At 63.5% G+C, this 15,001-nt stretch carries 11 protein-coding genes; 6 read left to right on the top strand and 5 right to left on the bottom strand.

The genetic code is table 11. The features are described 5' to 3' along the window. Position 1: 1 nt before the first annotated feature. Positions 2 to 2,392, bottom strand: coding sequence for a DNA topoisomerase VI subunit B (locus tag E4S61_RS04520; protein ID WP_135302698.1), 2,391 nt, complete (start codon positions 2,390 to 2,392; stop codon positions 2 to 4). Positions 2,393 to 2,571: 179 nt separating this feature from the next. On the opposite strand from E4S61_RS04520, the gene gyrB reads away from it, so the two are divergent. The 3 genes from gyrB to E4S61_RS04535 all read left to right on the top strand — a co-directional run bounded on the left by gyrB (position 2,572) and on the right by E4S61_RS04535 (position 8,108). Then, positions 2,572 to 4,500 (top strand): DNA topoisomerase (ATP-hydrolyzing) subunit B, encoded by a 1,929-nt coding sequence (gene gyrB / locus E4S61_RS04525; RefSeq protein WP_135302699.1) that lies wholly within the window; start codon positions 2,572 to 2,574, stop codon positions 4,498 to 4,500. Beyond that, entirely contained in the window at positions 4,497 to 6,950 is a 2,454-nt protein-coding gene (gene gyrA / locus E4S61_RS04530) for a DNA gyrase subunit A (protein ID WP_135302700.1), read from the top strand. The genes gyrB and gyrA overlap by 4 nt, the downstream gene beginning before the upstream one ends. Before the next feature lie 114 nt (positions 6,951 to 7,064). Next, complete coding sequence (locus tag E4S61_RS04535) at positions 7,065 to 8,108, top strand: FAD-binding oxidoreductase (protein ID WP_135302701.1); 1,044 nt, start codon at positions 7,065 to 7,067, stop codon at positions 8,106 to 8,108. A gap of 3 nt (positions 8,109 to 8,111) precedes the next feature. Here the strand turns inward: E4S61_RS04535 and rocF are convergent, their stop codons facing one another. After that, positions 8,112 to 9,026 carry an arginase gene (rocF, locus tag E4S61_RS04540; RefSeq protein WP_135302702.1) on the bottom strand — a complete coding sequence of 305 codons (915 nt, stop codon included), beginning with the start codon at positions 9,024 to 9,026 and terminating at the stop codon, positions 8,112 to 8,114. A 76-nt stretch (positions 9,027 to 9,102) separates the two neighbouring features. Between rocF and E4S61_RS04545 the strand changes: the two genes are divergently transcribed. Further along, the gene (locus E4S61_RS04545) at positions 9,103 to 10,620 is read left to right on the top strand and encodes a sensor histidine kinase (protein ID WP_135302703.1); all 1,518 of its coding nucleotides are present in this window, start codon (positions 9,103 to 9,105) and stop codon (positions 10,618 to 10,620) included. Positions 10,621 to 10,650: 30 nt separating this feature from the next. Here the strand turns inward: E4S61_RS04545 and E4S61_RS04550 are convergent, their stop codons facing one another. Beyond that, the gene (locus E4S61_RS04550) at positions 10,651 to 11,571 is read right to left on the bottom strand and encodes an NAD-dependent epimerase/dehydratase family protein (RefSeq protein ID WP_135302704.1); all 921 of its coding nucleotides are present in this window, start codon (positions 11,569 to 11,571) and stop codon (positions 10,651 to 10,653) included. A 124-nt stretch (positions 11,572 to 11,695) separates the two neighbouring features. Between E4S61_RS04550 and E4S61_RS04555 the strand changes: the two genes are divergently transcribed. Beyond that, on the top strand, positions 11,696 to 12,229 hold the full coding sequence (locus tag E4S61_RS04555) for an Rrf2 family transcriptional regulator (protein ID WP_135302705.1): 534 nt from the start codon (positions 11,696 to 11,698) through the stop codon (positions 12,227 to 12,229). A gap of 125 nt (positions 12,230 to 12,354) precedes the next feature. After that, positions 12,355 to 13,518, top strand: a complete 1,164-nt coding sequence (locus E4S61_RS04560; RefSeq protein WP_135302706.1) for an NAD(P)/FAD-dependent oxidoreductase — start codon at positions 12,355 to 12,357, stop codon at positions 13,516 to 13,518. Between the two features lie 254 nt (positions 13,519 to 13,772). Here E4S61_RS04560 and E4S61_RS04565 read toward each other — a convergent pair whose 3' ends face one another. Together E4S61_RS04565 and cdd are read right to left on the bottom strand one after the other, a co-directional pair. After that, entirely contained in the window at positions 13,773 to 14,597 is an 825-nt protein-coding gene (locus tag E4S61_RS04565) for a nucleoside phosphorylase (protein ID WP_135302707.1), read from the bottom strand. Further along, positions 14,594 to 14,980 carry a cytidine deaminase gene (gene cdd / locus E4S61_RS04570; RefSeq protein ID WP_135302708.1) on the bottom strand — a complete coding sequence of 129 codons (387 nt, stop codon included), beginning with the start codon at positions 14,978 to 14,980 and terminating at the stop codon, positions 14,594 to 14,596. Before cdd ends, E4S61_RS04565 begins: the two co-directional genes overlap by 4 nt. Positions 14,981 to 15,001 lie beyond the last annotated feature (21 nt).

Below are 15,001 nucleotides of genomic sequence, written 5' to 3' on the forward strand. Positions count from 1 at the left end.
ATCAGGCGTCCACCGTCAGTTTCTCGTCTTCGACGCCGTCGACCGAGACGGTGAACTCGGCGTCGTCTGCTACGCTGTACTCCAAGACTGCCGTCTCGCCCGGTTCGACCGTGGCGGACCACTTCACGAACCACTCGCCGTCCATCTCGACGACGTTCGCGCCGTTCTTGACCTCGGGACGGGCCGTGACGATGTCGGTCAGGTCCACGTCCGCGTTCACGTCGTCGTTGTTCTCGACGACGAGGCGAACCGTCCCGTCCTCGACCTCCCGTTCGACGAGGACGTTGTTCATGATGCGGGCCAGCGAGTCGTCGATGTTCAGCTCCTCGTTGGCCGTGACCTGCGTGAGTTTCTCGGCCATCTCCGGGAGGATGGTCGCCAGTTTGTCCTGCTTCTCGCGGCGCTGGCGCATCGAGCGGCGCTTGTTGAGGTAGCTCTTGAGTTCGCGGGCGGCCTCCCGGATAGCGAGTTCGATCTCGTCTTCCATCTCGGGGACGTTGGCGATGGCGTCCTTCGATTCGCTGGTGAAGGGGACGTTCGTCGAGGCGACGTGGACCATGATGACCGCCGGGCCGTTCGGGATGCCCGACCCACCGGGTTGGTCCAGGTTGTAGTTGCGCCAGTTGATGGTCTTGATAACGTCCGTCGTTGCACACGCGCCGCGCTGATAGACGAGCGGGACGCGGTTGGCGAAGCGCATCACTTCGACGCCGCCCTCCGCTTTGAGTTCGCCGCCGTAGGCGATACCGGCCTCGACGATGAACGGGTCGCCGCCGTGGACCGCTGCGTCGCGCGTCGAGGCGGCGTAGAAGTCCGCGTCGAACTCCTTTCGCAGCCCGGACTCGACCAGTTCGGCGGTGATCGGGGCCAGACAGTCCGTCGGCGGCGACATGATGTCCGTCTTCCGCATCGCGGTCAGGAGTTCGCTCGCTGTGTCGCGGTCGTCGGCCACTTCGGCGACGTTCGGCGGGTCGTCAGGGACCCGAACGGCCGCGTCCCACAGCTGGCCGACGACGTTCTCGCGGGCCGTCTCGCCGAAGGTGGCGTCGTCCTGCTCTTCGGTCATGTCGGCCGCGCGGTCGACGTACTCGCGGAACTCGTCACGGGTGAGGCGATGGCGGCTCTCTGGGTCGAATTTATCAGCTAATCGGCTGGCCAGTCCCTCGACGACGGCGTCGTCCTTTCGGGTGGTCGTCGCGGCGTCGACCAGCCCGTAGAGGTCGCTCGCTCGCTCGTCGGTGACGACCGACCATGCCGCGGCGACGGCGTTCTCCCGCACCGTCTCACCAAACGTGGTGCCGTGGTCGGCCTCGACCGCTTCGGCGGCCTCGGCGACGATGGCTTCGATTTCGTGGTGGGCCACCCGGTCGCGGTCGTGGATAGCCGCCGAGATCGCGTCAGCGAACTCGCTGGTAGCCGTCGCGCCCTTGTTGGCGACGGCATCCTCGACGGCCGAGGCGATGTCGACGTCCTCCTGTGTCTTCGGGGGTTGCCACGCCATCCCGCGACCGTAGTGACGGTCGTTGAAGTTCTCGACGACGCTGGTCGCCGTCTTCCCGCCGACGCGCGTGAACTCCTCCTGTAAAAATCCGGAGACCGAATAGGAGTCCGTCGCCTCCAGCATCTTCAGCAGTGTGCCGAGTTCGACGCCGTGAGGATGGGGGCGAATCTCCTCGGTTTCGTCGGGGAGCCCCGCGCCCTCGACGCGTTCGAACTTCAGCGGTTCGTCTAGCCCGGGTTCGTCGAACTCGATGCGGGCGTGGGGGTTGACGACGGCCGTGTCCTGGATGTAGTCGTGGAGGCTGCCGCGAGCGCGCATGTTGGCCTCCATCTCCAGTTCGATGCGTGTCCCGTGTGGGCGTTCCCACGAGGTGGTCTCGTCGACGCTGATCTCGGGTTCGTTCGAGTCCGTGTCGACGATGAGTTCGAAGTACTGCGCGTCGGCTTGGCCCTTCGGTCGGGAGGTGATCTTCGCGGGTTTGCCGGAGGTGAGTTGCGAGTAGAGGACGGCGGCGGAGATGCCGATTCCCTGTTGGCCGCGGTTCTGCTCGCGGGCGTGGAACCGAGAGCCGTAGAGGAGCTTCCCGAAGATCTTCGGGAGCTGTTCTTTCGTGATGCCGGGGCCGTTATCCTCGACGATGAGGCGGTAGTAGTCGCCAGCCTCCTGAATTTCGACGTAGATATCCGGTTTGATACCGGCTTCCTCGCAGGCGTCGAGCGCGTTGTCCACCGCCTCCTTGACGGCGGTGACGAGCGCCCGGGCCCCCGAGTCGAAGCCGAGCATGTGCTTGTTCTTCTCGAAGAACTCGGCGATGGAGATGGCGCGCTGAGATTCGGCCAGCTCCTCGGCGATACCCTCCCCCTCGCCGAGTTGAGACTGATACGAGGTCATGTCGTGCCATAGGTACCGCCGTCGAGGTTAAAAGGTAATCGCCACCAGGGTGAAAGTGAAACGCGCGGCGGCGGGGATCGGGCCATCGGTAGTATCCGCTTACCGGTGCGACCGTTTGCCGCGCACACGCGCGTGCGGGAACTTTATAATCCCGCATCGACTAAAGGAAATCAGTTCCTATGTCAGGAGAGTCTGATGAGTACGGCGCAAAGTCGATCCAGACCCTCGAAGGGTTAGAGGCCGTCCGCAAGCGGCCAGCGATGTATGTCGGGTCGACCGATGCCCGCGGTCTCCACCATCTCGTCTACGAGGTCGTCGATAACGCTATCGACGAGGCCCTCGCGGGCTACTGTGACACTATCGACGTAACGATCCACGAGGACGGCTCCGTCTCCGTCACCGACGACGGCCGGGGCATCCCTGTGGACGAACACGAAGAGCACGGCCGCCCGGCCGTCGAAGTCGTGATGACCATCCTCCACGCCGGGGGGAAATTCGACAACAAGTCCTACCAGGTTTCCGGCGGCCTCCACGGCGTCGGCGTGAGCGTCGTCAACGCCCTCTCGAAACAGCTCGAAGTTGAAGTCAAACGGGACGGCGCGCTATGGAAACAGCGCTTCGACCACGGCGAACCCGAGTCGGGACTGGCGCGGGTCCGCGACCTCGAACCCGGCGAAGAGACGGGCACGACGGTCCGGTTCTGGCCCGACGACGACATCTTCGAAACCGGCGAGTTCACGTTCTCGACGCTCGAATCCCGCCTGCGCGAACTCGCCTTCCTGAACTCCGGCGTCGCCATCACGATCAATGACGAACGAGACGGCACCGAGGAGCACTTCGAGTACGGCGGCGGCATCCGCGAGTTCGTCGAGTATCTGAACGAGACCAAAGAGCCGCTCCATCCCGATGTCGTCTACTTCGAGGCCGAGGAGGAGATCGCCGACGGGCCGGTCAAAGTCGAGATCGCCCTGCAGGGGACCGACGACCTGCAAGGCTCTATCCACGCCTTCGCCAACAACATCAACACGCGCGAGGGCGGGACACACCTCACCGGGTTCAAGACGTCGCTGACACGGGTCATCAACGACTACGCGACTGACAACGACCTGTTGAACGACTTGGACGATACGCTAAAGGGCGACGACATCCGTGAGGGTCTGACCGCGGTCATCTCGGTCAAACACCCCGATCCGCAGTTCGAGGGCCAGACGAAGACCAAACTCGGCAACAGCGAGGTCCGTGGCATCGTCGAGTCGACGATGCACGACGGCCTCTCGACGTACTTCGAAGAGAATCCCGACACCGCAGAGGTCATCGTCGGGAAAGCAGTCGAGGCCGCGAAGGCCCGCAAAGCCGCCCAGAAGGCCGAAGAACTCACCCGCCGGAAGTCCGCACTCGACTCGACGGCGCTGCCCGGGAAACTGGCTGACTGTCAGACCCGAGACCCCGAAGAGGCCGAACTGTTCGTCGTGGAGGGCGACTCCGCGGGCGGGAGCGCGAAACAGGGGCGTAACCCCGAGTTCCAGGCCATCCTCCCCATCAAGGGGAAGATTCTGAACGTCGAGAAACACCGCCTCGACCGCATCTTAGAGAACAACGAGATTCGGAACCTCATCACCGCACTCGGCACCGGCATCGGCGACGAGTTCGACATCGAAGACATCCGCTACGAGAAGATCATCATGATGACCGACGCCGACGTCGACGGTGCGCACATCCGAACGCTGCTGTTGACGCTGCTGTATCGGCACATGAAGCCGCTCATCGAGGCCGGCTACGTCTACGCCTCGCAACCGCCGCTGTACCGCGTCCGCTATCGCGGCAACACCTACGACGCCATGACCGAGGAGGAACGCGACCGTATCGTCGAGGAGCAGTGCAACGGCAACCCGACCCAGGTCCAGCGCTTCAAGGGACTGGGCGAGATGAACCCCGAACAACTCTGGGAGACGACGATGGACCCCGACAACCGCATCCTCAAGCAGATCACCATCGAGGACGCGGCGGCCGCCGATAAGATGTTCAACATACTGATGGGCGACGCCGTCGAGCCGCGCAAAGAGTTCATCAAGGAACACTCGCCTGAGGCGGAGTGGGTGGACATATGAGCTCCGACGTGCCCGACCCGGACGCGCCGGCGGACCGCATCAAGCACGTCCGCATCGAGGATGAGATGGAGCAGTCCTACATCGACTACGCGATGTCGGTCATCGCGGGACGCGCACTGCCGGACGTGCGCGACGGGCTGAAACCGGTCCACCGCCGCATCCTCTACGCGATGCACGAGATGGGCGTCTCCTCGAACACCGCCCATCGGAAGTCCTCGTCCATCGTCGGCGAGACGATGGGTGATTACCACCCACATGGCGACTCGGCAATCTACGACACGCTTGTTCGGATGGCACAGGACTTCTCGATGCGCTATCCGCTCGTCGATGGCCAGGGCAACTTCGGGTCGATGGACGGCGATCCAGCCGCCGCGATGCGATACACTGAGGCGCGGATGGCTCCCCTCTCTGAGGAACTGCTCGAAGATATCGAGAAAGACACCGTCGATTTCTCCAGTAACTACGACGACCGCCTGCAGGAACCGGACGTACTGCCGGCGAAAGTCCCGAACCTCCTGCTCAACGGGTCGTCGGGCATCGCCGTCGGGATGTCGACGAACATCCCGCCGCACAACCTCGGCGAACTCGTCGACGCGACGGTCCACCTCATCGAGAACCCGGACGCGACGGTCGAGGACCTGATGGAACACGTCAAGGCACCGGACTTCCCGACCGGCGGCAACATCGTCGGCCGCGACGCCATCTACTCGGCGTACGCGACCGGCCGCGGCCGCTTGCGAGTGCGCGCCGAGTACGAGGTCGACCGCGAGGCCGGGCAGATCGTCATCAGCGAACTCCCCTATCAGGAGAACAAGGCCCGCCTCGTCGAGCGTATCGCCGACGACGTGAACGAGGGGAAGATCGAGGGCATCTCCGATCTGCGCGACGAGTCCGACCGTAACGGCGTCCGCGTCGTGGTCGAACTCAAGCGCGGGGCGAACGTCGACGTGGTCGAGAACCGACTGCTCGACCATCACCTCGAATCCACCTTCGGCGTCATCAACCTCGCGCTGGTGGACGGCCAACCGCGGGTCCTCTCGCTGAAAGAGAGTCTCCAGCATTACGTCGAGCACCGCCGCGAGGTCGTTCGCCGGCGCTCCGAACACGACTTAGCGGAGGCCGAAGAGCGCGCCCACATCCTCGAAGGGCGACTGAAGGCCCTGGAGAACGTCGAGGACGTGGTCGAGCTCATTCGCAACAGCGAGGACCGCGACGCCGCCAGAAGCGGGCTACAGGAGTCCTTCGACTTCTCAGAAGAACAGGCGGCACACATCGTTCGGATGCAACTCGGCTCGCTGACCTCGATGGAGTCCGCGGAGATCGAAGCTGAGTACGAGGACGTCCAAGACACCATCGACTACCTCGAAGCCGTCCTTGCCAGCCGCGAGAAACTCGACGGCGTCATCACGGACGAACTCTGTGAGATCAAAGACGAGTACGACGACGAACGCCGGACCAACGTCATCGAAGACGCTGGGCAGGTCACCCACGAGGACCTCATCCCCGAGGAGGACTGCGTCGTCGTCATCACCGAGGACGACTACATCAAGCGGATGCCCATCGAGCAGTTCGACCCCCAGAACCGCGGCGGAAAGGGCATCATCGGGGCCGACCCCAAGGAAGGTGACCGCGTCTCGAAGGTGTTCAGGGCCAACAGCCACGACTACCTGCTCTGTTTCACCAATCAGGGGCAGGTCTATCGGCTGAAGACCTACGAGGTGCCCGAGATGTCCCGCACCGCACGCGGGAAGTCCGCCATCAACCTCATCGACTTAGACGACGGCGAGGAACTCACCGCCGTCGTCTCCACCGACGACTTCGAGGAAGACGAGTGCATCACGATGGTCACCCGCGACGGCTACGTCAAGCGGACGTGTGCGACGGACTTCGAGAACATTCTCTCGACCGGGATTCGCGCCGCGAAACTCGAAGCGGGTGACGAGCTGATCGACGTGGAAGTGACCGACGGCACGATGGACCTCGTCATCGCCTCTGAAGAGGGGATGACCATCCGGTTCGACGAGGAGGAGGTCAGCCAGATGGGGCGGTCGGCCCGCGGTGTCAACGGGATCAAACTGACTGGCGACGACAAGGTGGCAGCGATGGTCGCCACGGACGACGACGACGACCGGGCGCTGCTGACGGTCACCGAAAACGGCTACGGGAAACGGACCCTCCTCGCGGAGTATCGCGCGCAGTCCCGATACGGAAAGGGGCTCATCGACATCAAGACCGACGAGCGCAATGGGCGCGTCTCGACGGCCAAGGCCGTCACGGACGACGACCACCTCATCATCATCTCCGAAGACGGACAGATTATGCGCATCCGGGCCGGCGACATCTCGCAGGTCGGCCGCAACACGAAGGGCGTCACCATCATGGAACTGGATGCGGGCGACAAGGTCGCGAGCGTGACGGTCGTACCGGCGGAAGTCGCTGCCGACGAGTAGCGGACTCGAATCGCTCTGCGATTCGAGCTTTTTGGTGCAGGTTTTTCGAGTTGCGCGACGCGTCGCTGTCAATGAAAGGTGAGAGACGAACAGGGCGGAGGCGCTACAGCCGGTATGGAAGTTCGGGAGCATCTGTCTCAACACGAGCGGGCTGAACAGCTCCCCCTCGTGACAGAGTCCGCGACGGTGACGCTCGCGGAGGCGATGGACCGTAACCGCACCGAGGAGGTAGAGGACGCCATTCGCGAGCAACTCGAAGCGGTCGACGGGGCGAACTGGCTCTCAGAGATTCACGACGGAGCAGAGTACCAGTGGGAGGAGTTGGCAGACCGGTTGGACACAGTTGACATCTCGGATTATCGCCGCGACGACATCTCGACGCTCGTCGACCGGTTCGAGCGGGCGTACCCGTCGCTCTTGCGAGTGCGAGTGCGAGTCGATGAGAAACTCAATTTCGCGCCGGGGCAGTACGTAACGCTTCAGTTTCACGACACACCGCGGGCGTACTCCCTGTCGGATTCGCCCAACGAGGACGAACTGGGCTTTGGCATCCGGCGGGTGCCCGGCGGCCGGTTGACGAGCGACTTGTTCCAGGAACTCGAGGTCGACGACCAGGTGGTCGTCCGCGGTCCGAACGGGGAGATGACGTTAGACGACCCCTCGAATCGGGATATGGTGTTTCTCGCCACAGGGACCGGTGCCGCCCCGTTCAAGAGCATGATAGACTACACGTTCGAGGAAGACAGAGACACCGTCGACGGGGAACAGCGAGACGTCTGGCTGTTCCTTGGCTGTGGCTGGGAAGACGACATCCCACACCGAGAGCACTTCGAGGACCTCGCGGCCGAACGGGAAAACTTCCACTTCGTTCCGACGCTGACCCGCGAGCCGTTGCTGACCGACTGGGACGGCGAGACCGACTACGTTCAGCAGGTGTTCATCAAGCACTTGGGGGACGAACTCGACGAAACAGAACTGCCAAACGGGTTCGCGGACATGGCAACCGAACAGCCGAAGACGGATATCGACGAGCGAATTCACCCTGAGAACACCGAACTGTACGCCTGTGGCGTCACGGCCATGGTGACGACGCTCGTCCGTGCGGCGAAAGCGGTCGGCGTCCCCGAGGACTCGATGCAGTACGAAGGGTTCGGGTAATTCCTAGAGAATTCGCTTGCCGAACGCGCTCGCGGCCAGTTCGCAGGCGAGTTCCGCGGTCTGATTGTGGTCGTCGAGGATGGGATTGACTTCGACCAGTTCCATCGAGCGGAGTTTGTCGTGCCGCTCTGCGACGTACTCCATGGCGATGTGGGCTTCGCGGTAGGAGACGCCGCCGCGGACCGGCGTCCCGACGCCGGGGGCCTCAGTCGGGTCGAGCCAGTCCAGATCCAGCGAGGCGTGGATGGCGTCGGTGCCGTCCGCCGCGATATCGAGGGCTTCTTCGACGACCTCCGGGACGCTTCGAGCGTCGACATCGGACATGGAGTAGGCGGTCACGTCGCTCTCTCGGATGAGCCGTCGCTCGCCCTCGTCCAGGTTACGGAGACCGACCAGCGCGACGTTCTCCTCGCTGACCGCGGGTGTATGGGCCCAGGACTTGTCGGCGAACGACCCCTTGCCGAGGATTGCCGCAAGCGACATCCCGTGGATGTTACCGCTCGGGGTCGTTTGAGGGGTGTTGAAATCGCCGTGGGCGTCGAACCAGACGACGCCGAGCGACTCGTCGGGTTCGGCCGCCCCAGCGACGGTCCCGATAGCGATGGAGTGGTCGCCGCCCAGTACCAGCGGGAACTCGCCGTCGTCGATGGTCCCGCTCACGGCCGTTCGCACGTCTTCGCAAACTTCTCTCGTCTCTCGGCGGAACTTCGCCCGCCCGCCGCGGGGTTGGTCCGCGTCCGGGTCGCTGGCTTCCGGTCTCGGCACTGCGAGGTCGCCGCCGTCCGTACAGTCGATACCGAGTCGGTCTAGCTGTTCGGCCAGCCCGCCGTAGCGAATTGCCGAGGGCCCCATATCGACACCGCGCCGGTCGGCCCCGAGGTCCATGGGAACGCCGAGGACGCGGACGGTTCTGTCCATACACCGTGCTACGTCAGCGACCGAATAAAAGTAGGGACATTAGTTAAGTCAATATCGCTCATATTATCACTCATCAATGGGGTCAGACGACGATGTCGCCTCGCATCTCCTCTATCTCGATGCTAACACGGTTCGCACCGAACAGGGGGCGCGTGAGCTAGAGCGACGATCCGACGCGACTGTGTACACTGCCAACTCCGCCGAGGACGCACTCGAACGTCTCGCTTGGCCCGACATCGACTGCCTGGTGATCGGTCACGATCCCGACCGATTTGACGGAATCGATGCCGCCGAACGAATCGGTGCCGCCCACCCCTGTCTCCCGGTCGTTCTCTTCTCTCGCGCTGGCGACGGGTCCGCTGCCCGAGCGGTCGGGACCGGAATCGACGAGTTTGTCGGCCACGACGGGCCGGACGCCTTCGAGACGCTCGCAGCGACAGCGGTCGAGGTAGCCATGGAGTCTCGCATCGACAGCGACCACGAGACCGACGACATCGACCCGGCGGCCGCGCCCAACGTCGACGAAAAGACCGTCGATCGAATGCTCGAACGGGACCTCGACAGAGCGGAACTCATCGAGTTGCTCCACAAGAGTCGCCTCTTCGACTCCATCTTTGGGTCGATCCCGGTCCATCTCTACGTCAAAGACGACCAGGCCCGCCACCAGTACGTGAGTTCGGGCTACTTCGAGGAGTCGGTCGACGATTTCCTCGGCAACACCGACCCCGAGATCGGCATCGTCGCCAACCGGCACGCCCGGCGGGCCTACGTCGAAGACAAGTACGTCATCGAGGAGGGAGAACCGGTCCTCGATAAGGTCGAGTACCTACCGATGCTCGATCAATGGAACCTCACGTCGAAAGTCCCGTGGCACGGTTCCGACGGCGAAGTGGTCGGCCTCATCGGCGTCACCCGTGACATCTCCGAGCGGAAAGAGCGACAGGAGCAGGTGAGACGCCAAAACGAGCGGCTCAACCGCTTTGCCGACATGCTGAGCCACGATATTCGGAACCCGCTACAGATTGCACAGTCACGCCTCGAACTCGCCCGCGATACCGGGGAGGACACCCACCTCGACGCCGCCGAATCTGCACTCGAACGGATAGACGAACTCATCGAGGACGTCCTTTCGCTCGCGCGTCAGGGGCAGGAGGTCGTCGCCCCCTCACCGGTCGACGGCGACGACGTGGTGGACGTGACGTGGGCGGCAGTAGACGCCCCGGACGCGACTGTCGAACGCGTCACACCGCTCGGGACGATCATGGGTGACGAGAGCCGGCTCCGCCAGCTGATGGCGAACCTCTTTCGGAACGCGATCGAACACGGCGGCCCGGCGGTCACGGTCCGAATCGGTCGCCTCGACCAGCACGAGGGCTTTTTCGTCGAAGACGACGGCCCGGGGTTCCCCGACATCGATGACGAAGAACTGTTCGAGGCTGGCTACACGACGGCTCATCACGGAACCGGCTTCGGGCTCTCTATCGTCAAGGAGATCGCGGAGGCACACGACTGGACCGTCGCGGCGACGACCGGAAGCGACGGCGGTGCGAGAGTGGAGTTCCGCGGCGTCGAGCGACCGACCGAGGACCAGTAGCTGCTCGTTCTCACGCCCCCGCGTTCCGTCTCAGTCGTACTGTTCACAGACGCGTTCGACGCCCGCTTCGAAGGAGATCGTCGGCTCCCAGCCCGTTGCCTCGTGTATCTTCGAGTAATCCGCACAGGTATCGTGGACGTACACGTTCTCCGGAATGGGATTGTCTTCGTACACTGGTTCTACGTCCGTTCCGAGTGTCTCGTTGAGCACGTCGACGAGATAGTTGAAACTGTACTGCTCGCCGGTTCCGAGGTTGTAGATCCCAGTGAGTTCGTGGTCGGCCGCGAGTTCGAGACCACGAACGATGTCGTCGACGTGCGTGAAGTCGCGGGTCTGCGTGCCATCGCCCCAGATCACGGGGTTCTCGCCGTTGGCGATGTCGTCGGCGAACTGTGCGATGAGATTGGCGTATTCGCCCTTGTGCTCTTCGGCCCCGTCTTCCATCCCCTGATACACCGAGAAAAAGCGCATTCCGGCCAGCGACATATCGTAGTGGTTGTGGAAGTACTCGGCGTAGTTCTCCCGCGCGAGCTTCGACGCCTCGTAGCCGGTGTTCACGTGGACTTCCATATCCTCCGGCGAGGGGTCGGTACGGTCGCCGTAGATCGACGACGTCGATGCGTAAACGACCGTGTCACAGCCGTCGTCGCGGGCCTGCTCGACGACGTTGACGAACCCCTCGACGTTGACGCGAGCGCCGGTCGTCGGGTCGTCTTCGTGCATCGCATACGAAGAGAGCGCAGCGAGATGAAACACGACGTCGACGTCCGTCGGGAGGTCGTCGTCGAGGACGGTCCGCTCGACGTATTCGACGCGCTCGTCTACGTTGTCAACTGTCCCGAGATAGCCATCGTCCAGCGCGATGACATCGTTTTCGGCCGCAAGCGAGTTCGCCAGATTCGAACCGATAAAACCGCCGCCGCCGGTCACTAAAATCCGCTTATCCTGCATATTTGTAGGTGGTCTGTCGATTCGTAAATCCGTATCGCTTTCCGCTCTCGTGGTTATCCGGCAAAATCCGGGGAGGACGCCCACCACCGTCGCCTTTAAGGACGGCTATACCGAACCATCGACTATGTCATCAATCGAACTGACGCCCAGTCAGAAAAATATTCTGCAGGAGCTCGTAAATCTATACCGCGAGAGCGAGACAGCAGTAAAGGGCGAGGACATCGCAGAGAAGGTTGACAGAAACCCAGGCACGATCCGAAACCAGATGCAGAGTCTGAAAGCGCTCCAACTGGTCGAGGGCGTCCCCGGCCCGAAAGGCGGGTACAAGCCGACCGCGACGGCCTACGACGCCCTCCAGATTCAGGACATGGACCAGGCCGCCGAGGTCCCACTGCGCCACAACGGTGACCTCGTCGAACACGCGAACGTCGAAGAGATCGACCTGACGAGCGTTCACCATCCCGAGGAGTGCCGTGCCGAGATTCAGCTGCAAGGCTCCATCTCCGCGTTCCACGAGGGAGACTCCGTCACCGTCGGCCCGACGCCTCTCTCGAAACTCCAGATCATCGGAACCCTGGAGGGCAAAGACGACACCAACAACAAACTCATCCTCACCATCGACGACATGCGGGCCCCTGCCGGCGAACCCGAGCACTAGTCGGTCTCTTTTTTCTCCGCTCGGTATGCGTGCGTCTCTCATCCCTGTCCCACGTTATCACGGTTTAGTCGGTCTCTGATGGCGATTCCGTAGCCTTTGTATCACCCCACCACCGAGACGGGAGTATGACTGACAAGGTCGTCGTGCTCGGTGCTGGCTACGCCGGTGCAGGCGCTGTCAAGAGCCTCGAAGACGAACTGAACGGCGAAGCCGACGTGACGTGGATCTCCGATACCGACTACCACCTCGTCCTCCACGAGTCCCACCGCTGCATCCGGGACCCGACCATTCAGGACAAGATCGCTATCCCCGTTCACGAGATCAAAGAGCCGACGACCAAGTTCGTCCAGGCCACCGTCGCCGACATCGACACCGACGACCGCGAAGTCGTCTTAGACGACGATTCGACGGTCGATTACGACTACCTGCTGGTCGGTCTCGGCTCCCAGACCGCCTTCTTCGGCATCGACGGGCTCAAAGAGTACGCCCACACGCTCAAGAGTCTCGACGACGCGCTGGGCATCCACGACGCCATCCAACAGGCCGCCCGCGAGGCTTCCCAGAGCGACCCCGCGCAAGTCGTCGTCGGCGGTGCCGGTCTCTCCGGCATCCAGACCTCCGGCGAAATCGCCAAGTTCCGCGACGAACACCGCGCACCCATCGACATCCACCTCGTCGAGGGACTGGACGACGTCTTCCCCGGCAACGACCCCGAACTCCAGGGCGCGCTCCGCAAGCGACTGGAGGCCCGCGATATCAACATCATGTGCGGCGACTTCATCGGCGAAGTCGACGAGGAGACCGTCTACATCGGCGACGAGGAGGAACTCGACTACGACGTCCTCATCTGGACCGGCGGGATCACCGGCCGCGACTGCGTCCGCGACGTAGACATAGAGAAGGACGAGCGCAACCACCGCATCCACTCCGAGGGCGACTTCCAGACCGAGGACGAGCGCGTCTTCGCCATCGGCGACTGCGCCCTCATCGAGCAGCCCGGCGAACAGCCCGCGCCGCCGACGGCACAGGCCGCCTGGCAGGCCGCCGAAGTCGCCGGTGAGAACCTCGCTCGCGCCGTCCGTAGCCAGCCCCTGAAGACCTGGACCCACAAGGACAAGGGAACCGTCATCTCTGTCGGCGACGAGGCCGTCGCCCACGACGTGATGGGCGTCCCCATCGACACGTTCGGCGGCCTCCCGGCCGAGTTACTCAAAAAGGGCATCGCCACCAACTGGATCAACGACGTTGCTGGCCTCGGCCGCGCCGTGAAGGCGTGGCCGGACATGTAGTACCTTTTTGTGACTCGGGTTTCCTCGCGCCCTTCGGGCGCTGCGGGAACCGCGTGGCAGCAAAGCCGTCACGTCATGCGATCGCGGCCGCAGGAGCGCAGCGACAGCAGGCTCGTCAGAGCGGAGCTCTGACGGCGAAACCGCGCCTCAGTTCTTCGGCGCGTATGCTTCTCAGGCAGCCCTGCCCTTCCCCGTTTTCGCTCGGACGCGACTGTCGCCGCGTCACTCGCTCTCGGCCCACAGCCATCGCTCCGCTACCGCTCGATGGATAGCCCAGCGTGCCAGCCGTCGGCGTCCGCTGCTTCGACCGCGTCGTCCATTCGTTCCAGATACGTAACTGCGAGGGTGGCACACTTCGCGGCTTTGCGCTCACCTTCCGTACGGAACTCGCCGGTCTCACGGTTAGCGTAGACCGTACAGACCGCGCCTGCTCGCAGGCCGTAGATGCTGGCGAGCGTGAGGATGCTCGCGGCCTCCATCTCGAAGTTGAGGACGCCAGCCTCGCGGAGTTCTGCTATTTTCTCGTCGCTGTCGCGGGCCTCGAAACCCTCGAAACCGGGTCGCGACTGGCCAGGGTAGAAACTGTCCGTCGAGCAGGTCACGCCGAGGTGGTAGTCGTAGTCCAGTTCCTCGGCAGCGGCGACGAGCGCCGAGACGACGCGGTGGTCCGCGCTCGCGGGGTAGTCCTCGCGGACGTACTCCTTGCTCGTGCCCTCTTGTCTGACCGCGCCGGTCGTTATGATCAGGTCGCCGACGCTAGCCTCGGGTTGGATGGCCCCGCAGGACCCGACGCGGAGGAAGGTGTCCGCGCCGACGCGGGCCAGTTCCTCGACGGCGATGGCGGCGGACGGCGAGCCGATTCCCGTCGACGTGACCGAGACGGGAGTTCCCTCGTGAGTGCCCGTGGCGGTGCGGTACTCCCGATGTTCGCCGACGATTTCGTGGTCGTCCCAGCCCTCGACGACTTTCTCGACGCGTTCGGGGTTGCCCGGGAGGAGGACGCTGTCGGCCACGTCTTCGGGACCGACTTCGAGGTGGTACTGCTCGTCGTCATTCGGGTCCTCGCTGTCGCCGGTCATCTATCTAGATGCGACCGCGAGATGGTCGTCGGGAGCAGCTCGCCGAGCGTGTACTCTTTGGCGTCATCGCCGTCGGTGTAGATGCGAAAGGACGCGTCACAGAACTCCGAAAGGGTCTGTCGGCACATCCCGCAGGGCGTGACGCCGTCGCGCTCGGCCGACGTGACGGCGAGGCGCTCGAACTCGCGGTGGCCGTCTCTGACCGCGCTGCCGATGGCCACCTCCTCGGCGTGGAGGCTGTTACTATAATTGGCGTTCTCGATGTTACAGCCCGTGTACACCGAGCCGTCGGCGGTTTCGATGGCTGCGCCGACGCGATACTCCGAGTAGGGGGCGTAGGAGGACTCCATCGCCTCGCGGGCGGCTTCCAGCAGGTCGTCCATACCGGCGGGTCGGCCGGCCGG

Origin of the sequence: Haloarcula amylovorans (genome assembly GCF_004681185.1) — an archaeon.
Taxonomy (GTDB): Archaea; Halobacteriota; Halobacteria; order Halobacteriales; family Haloarculaceae; genus Haloarcula; species Haloarcula amylovorans.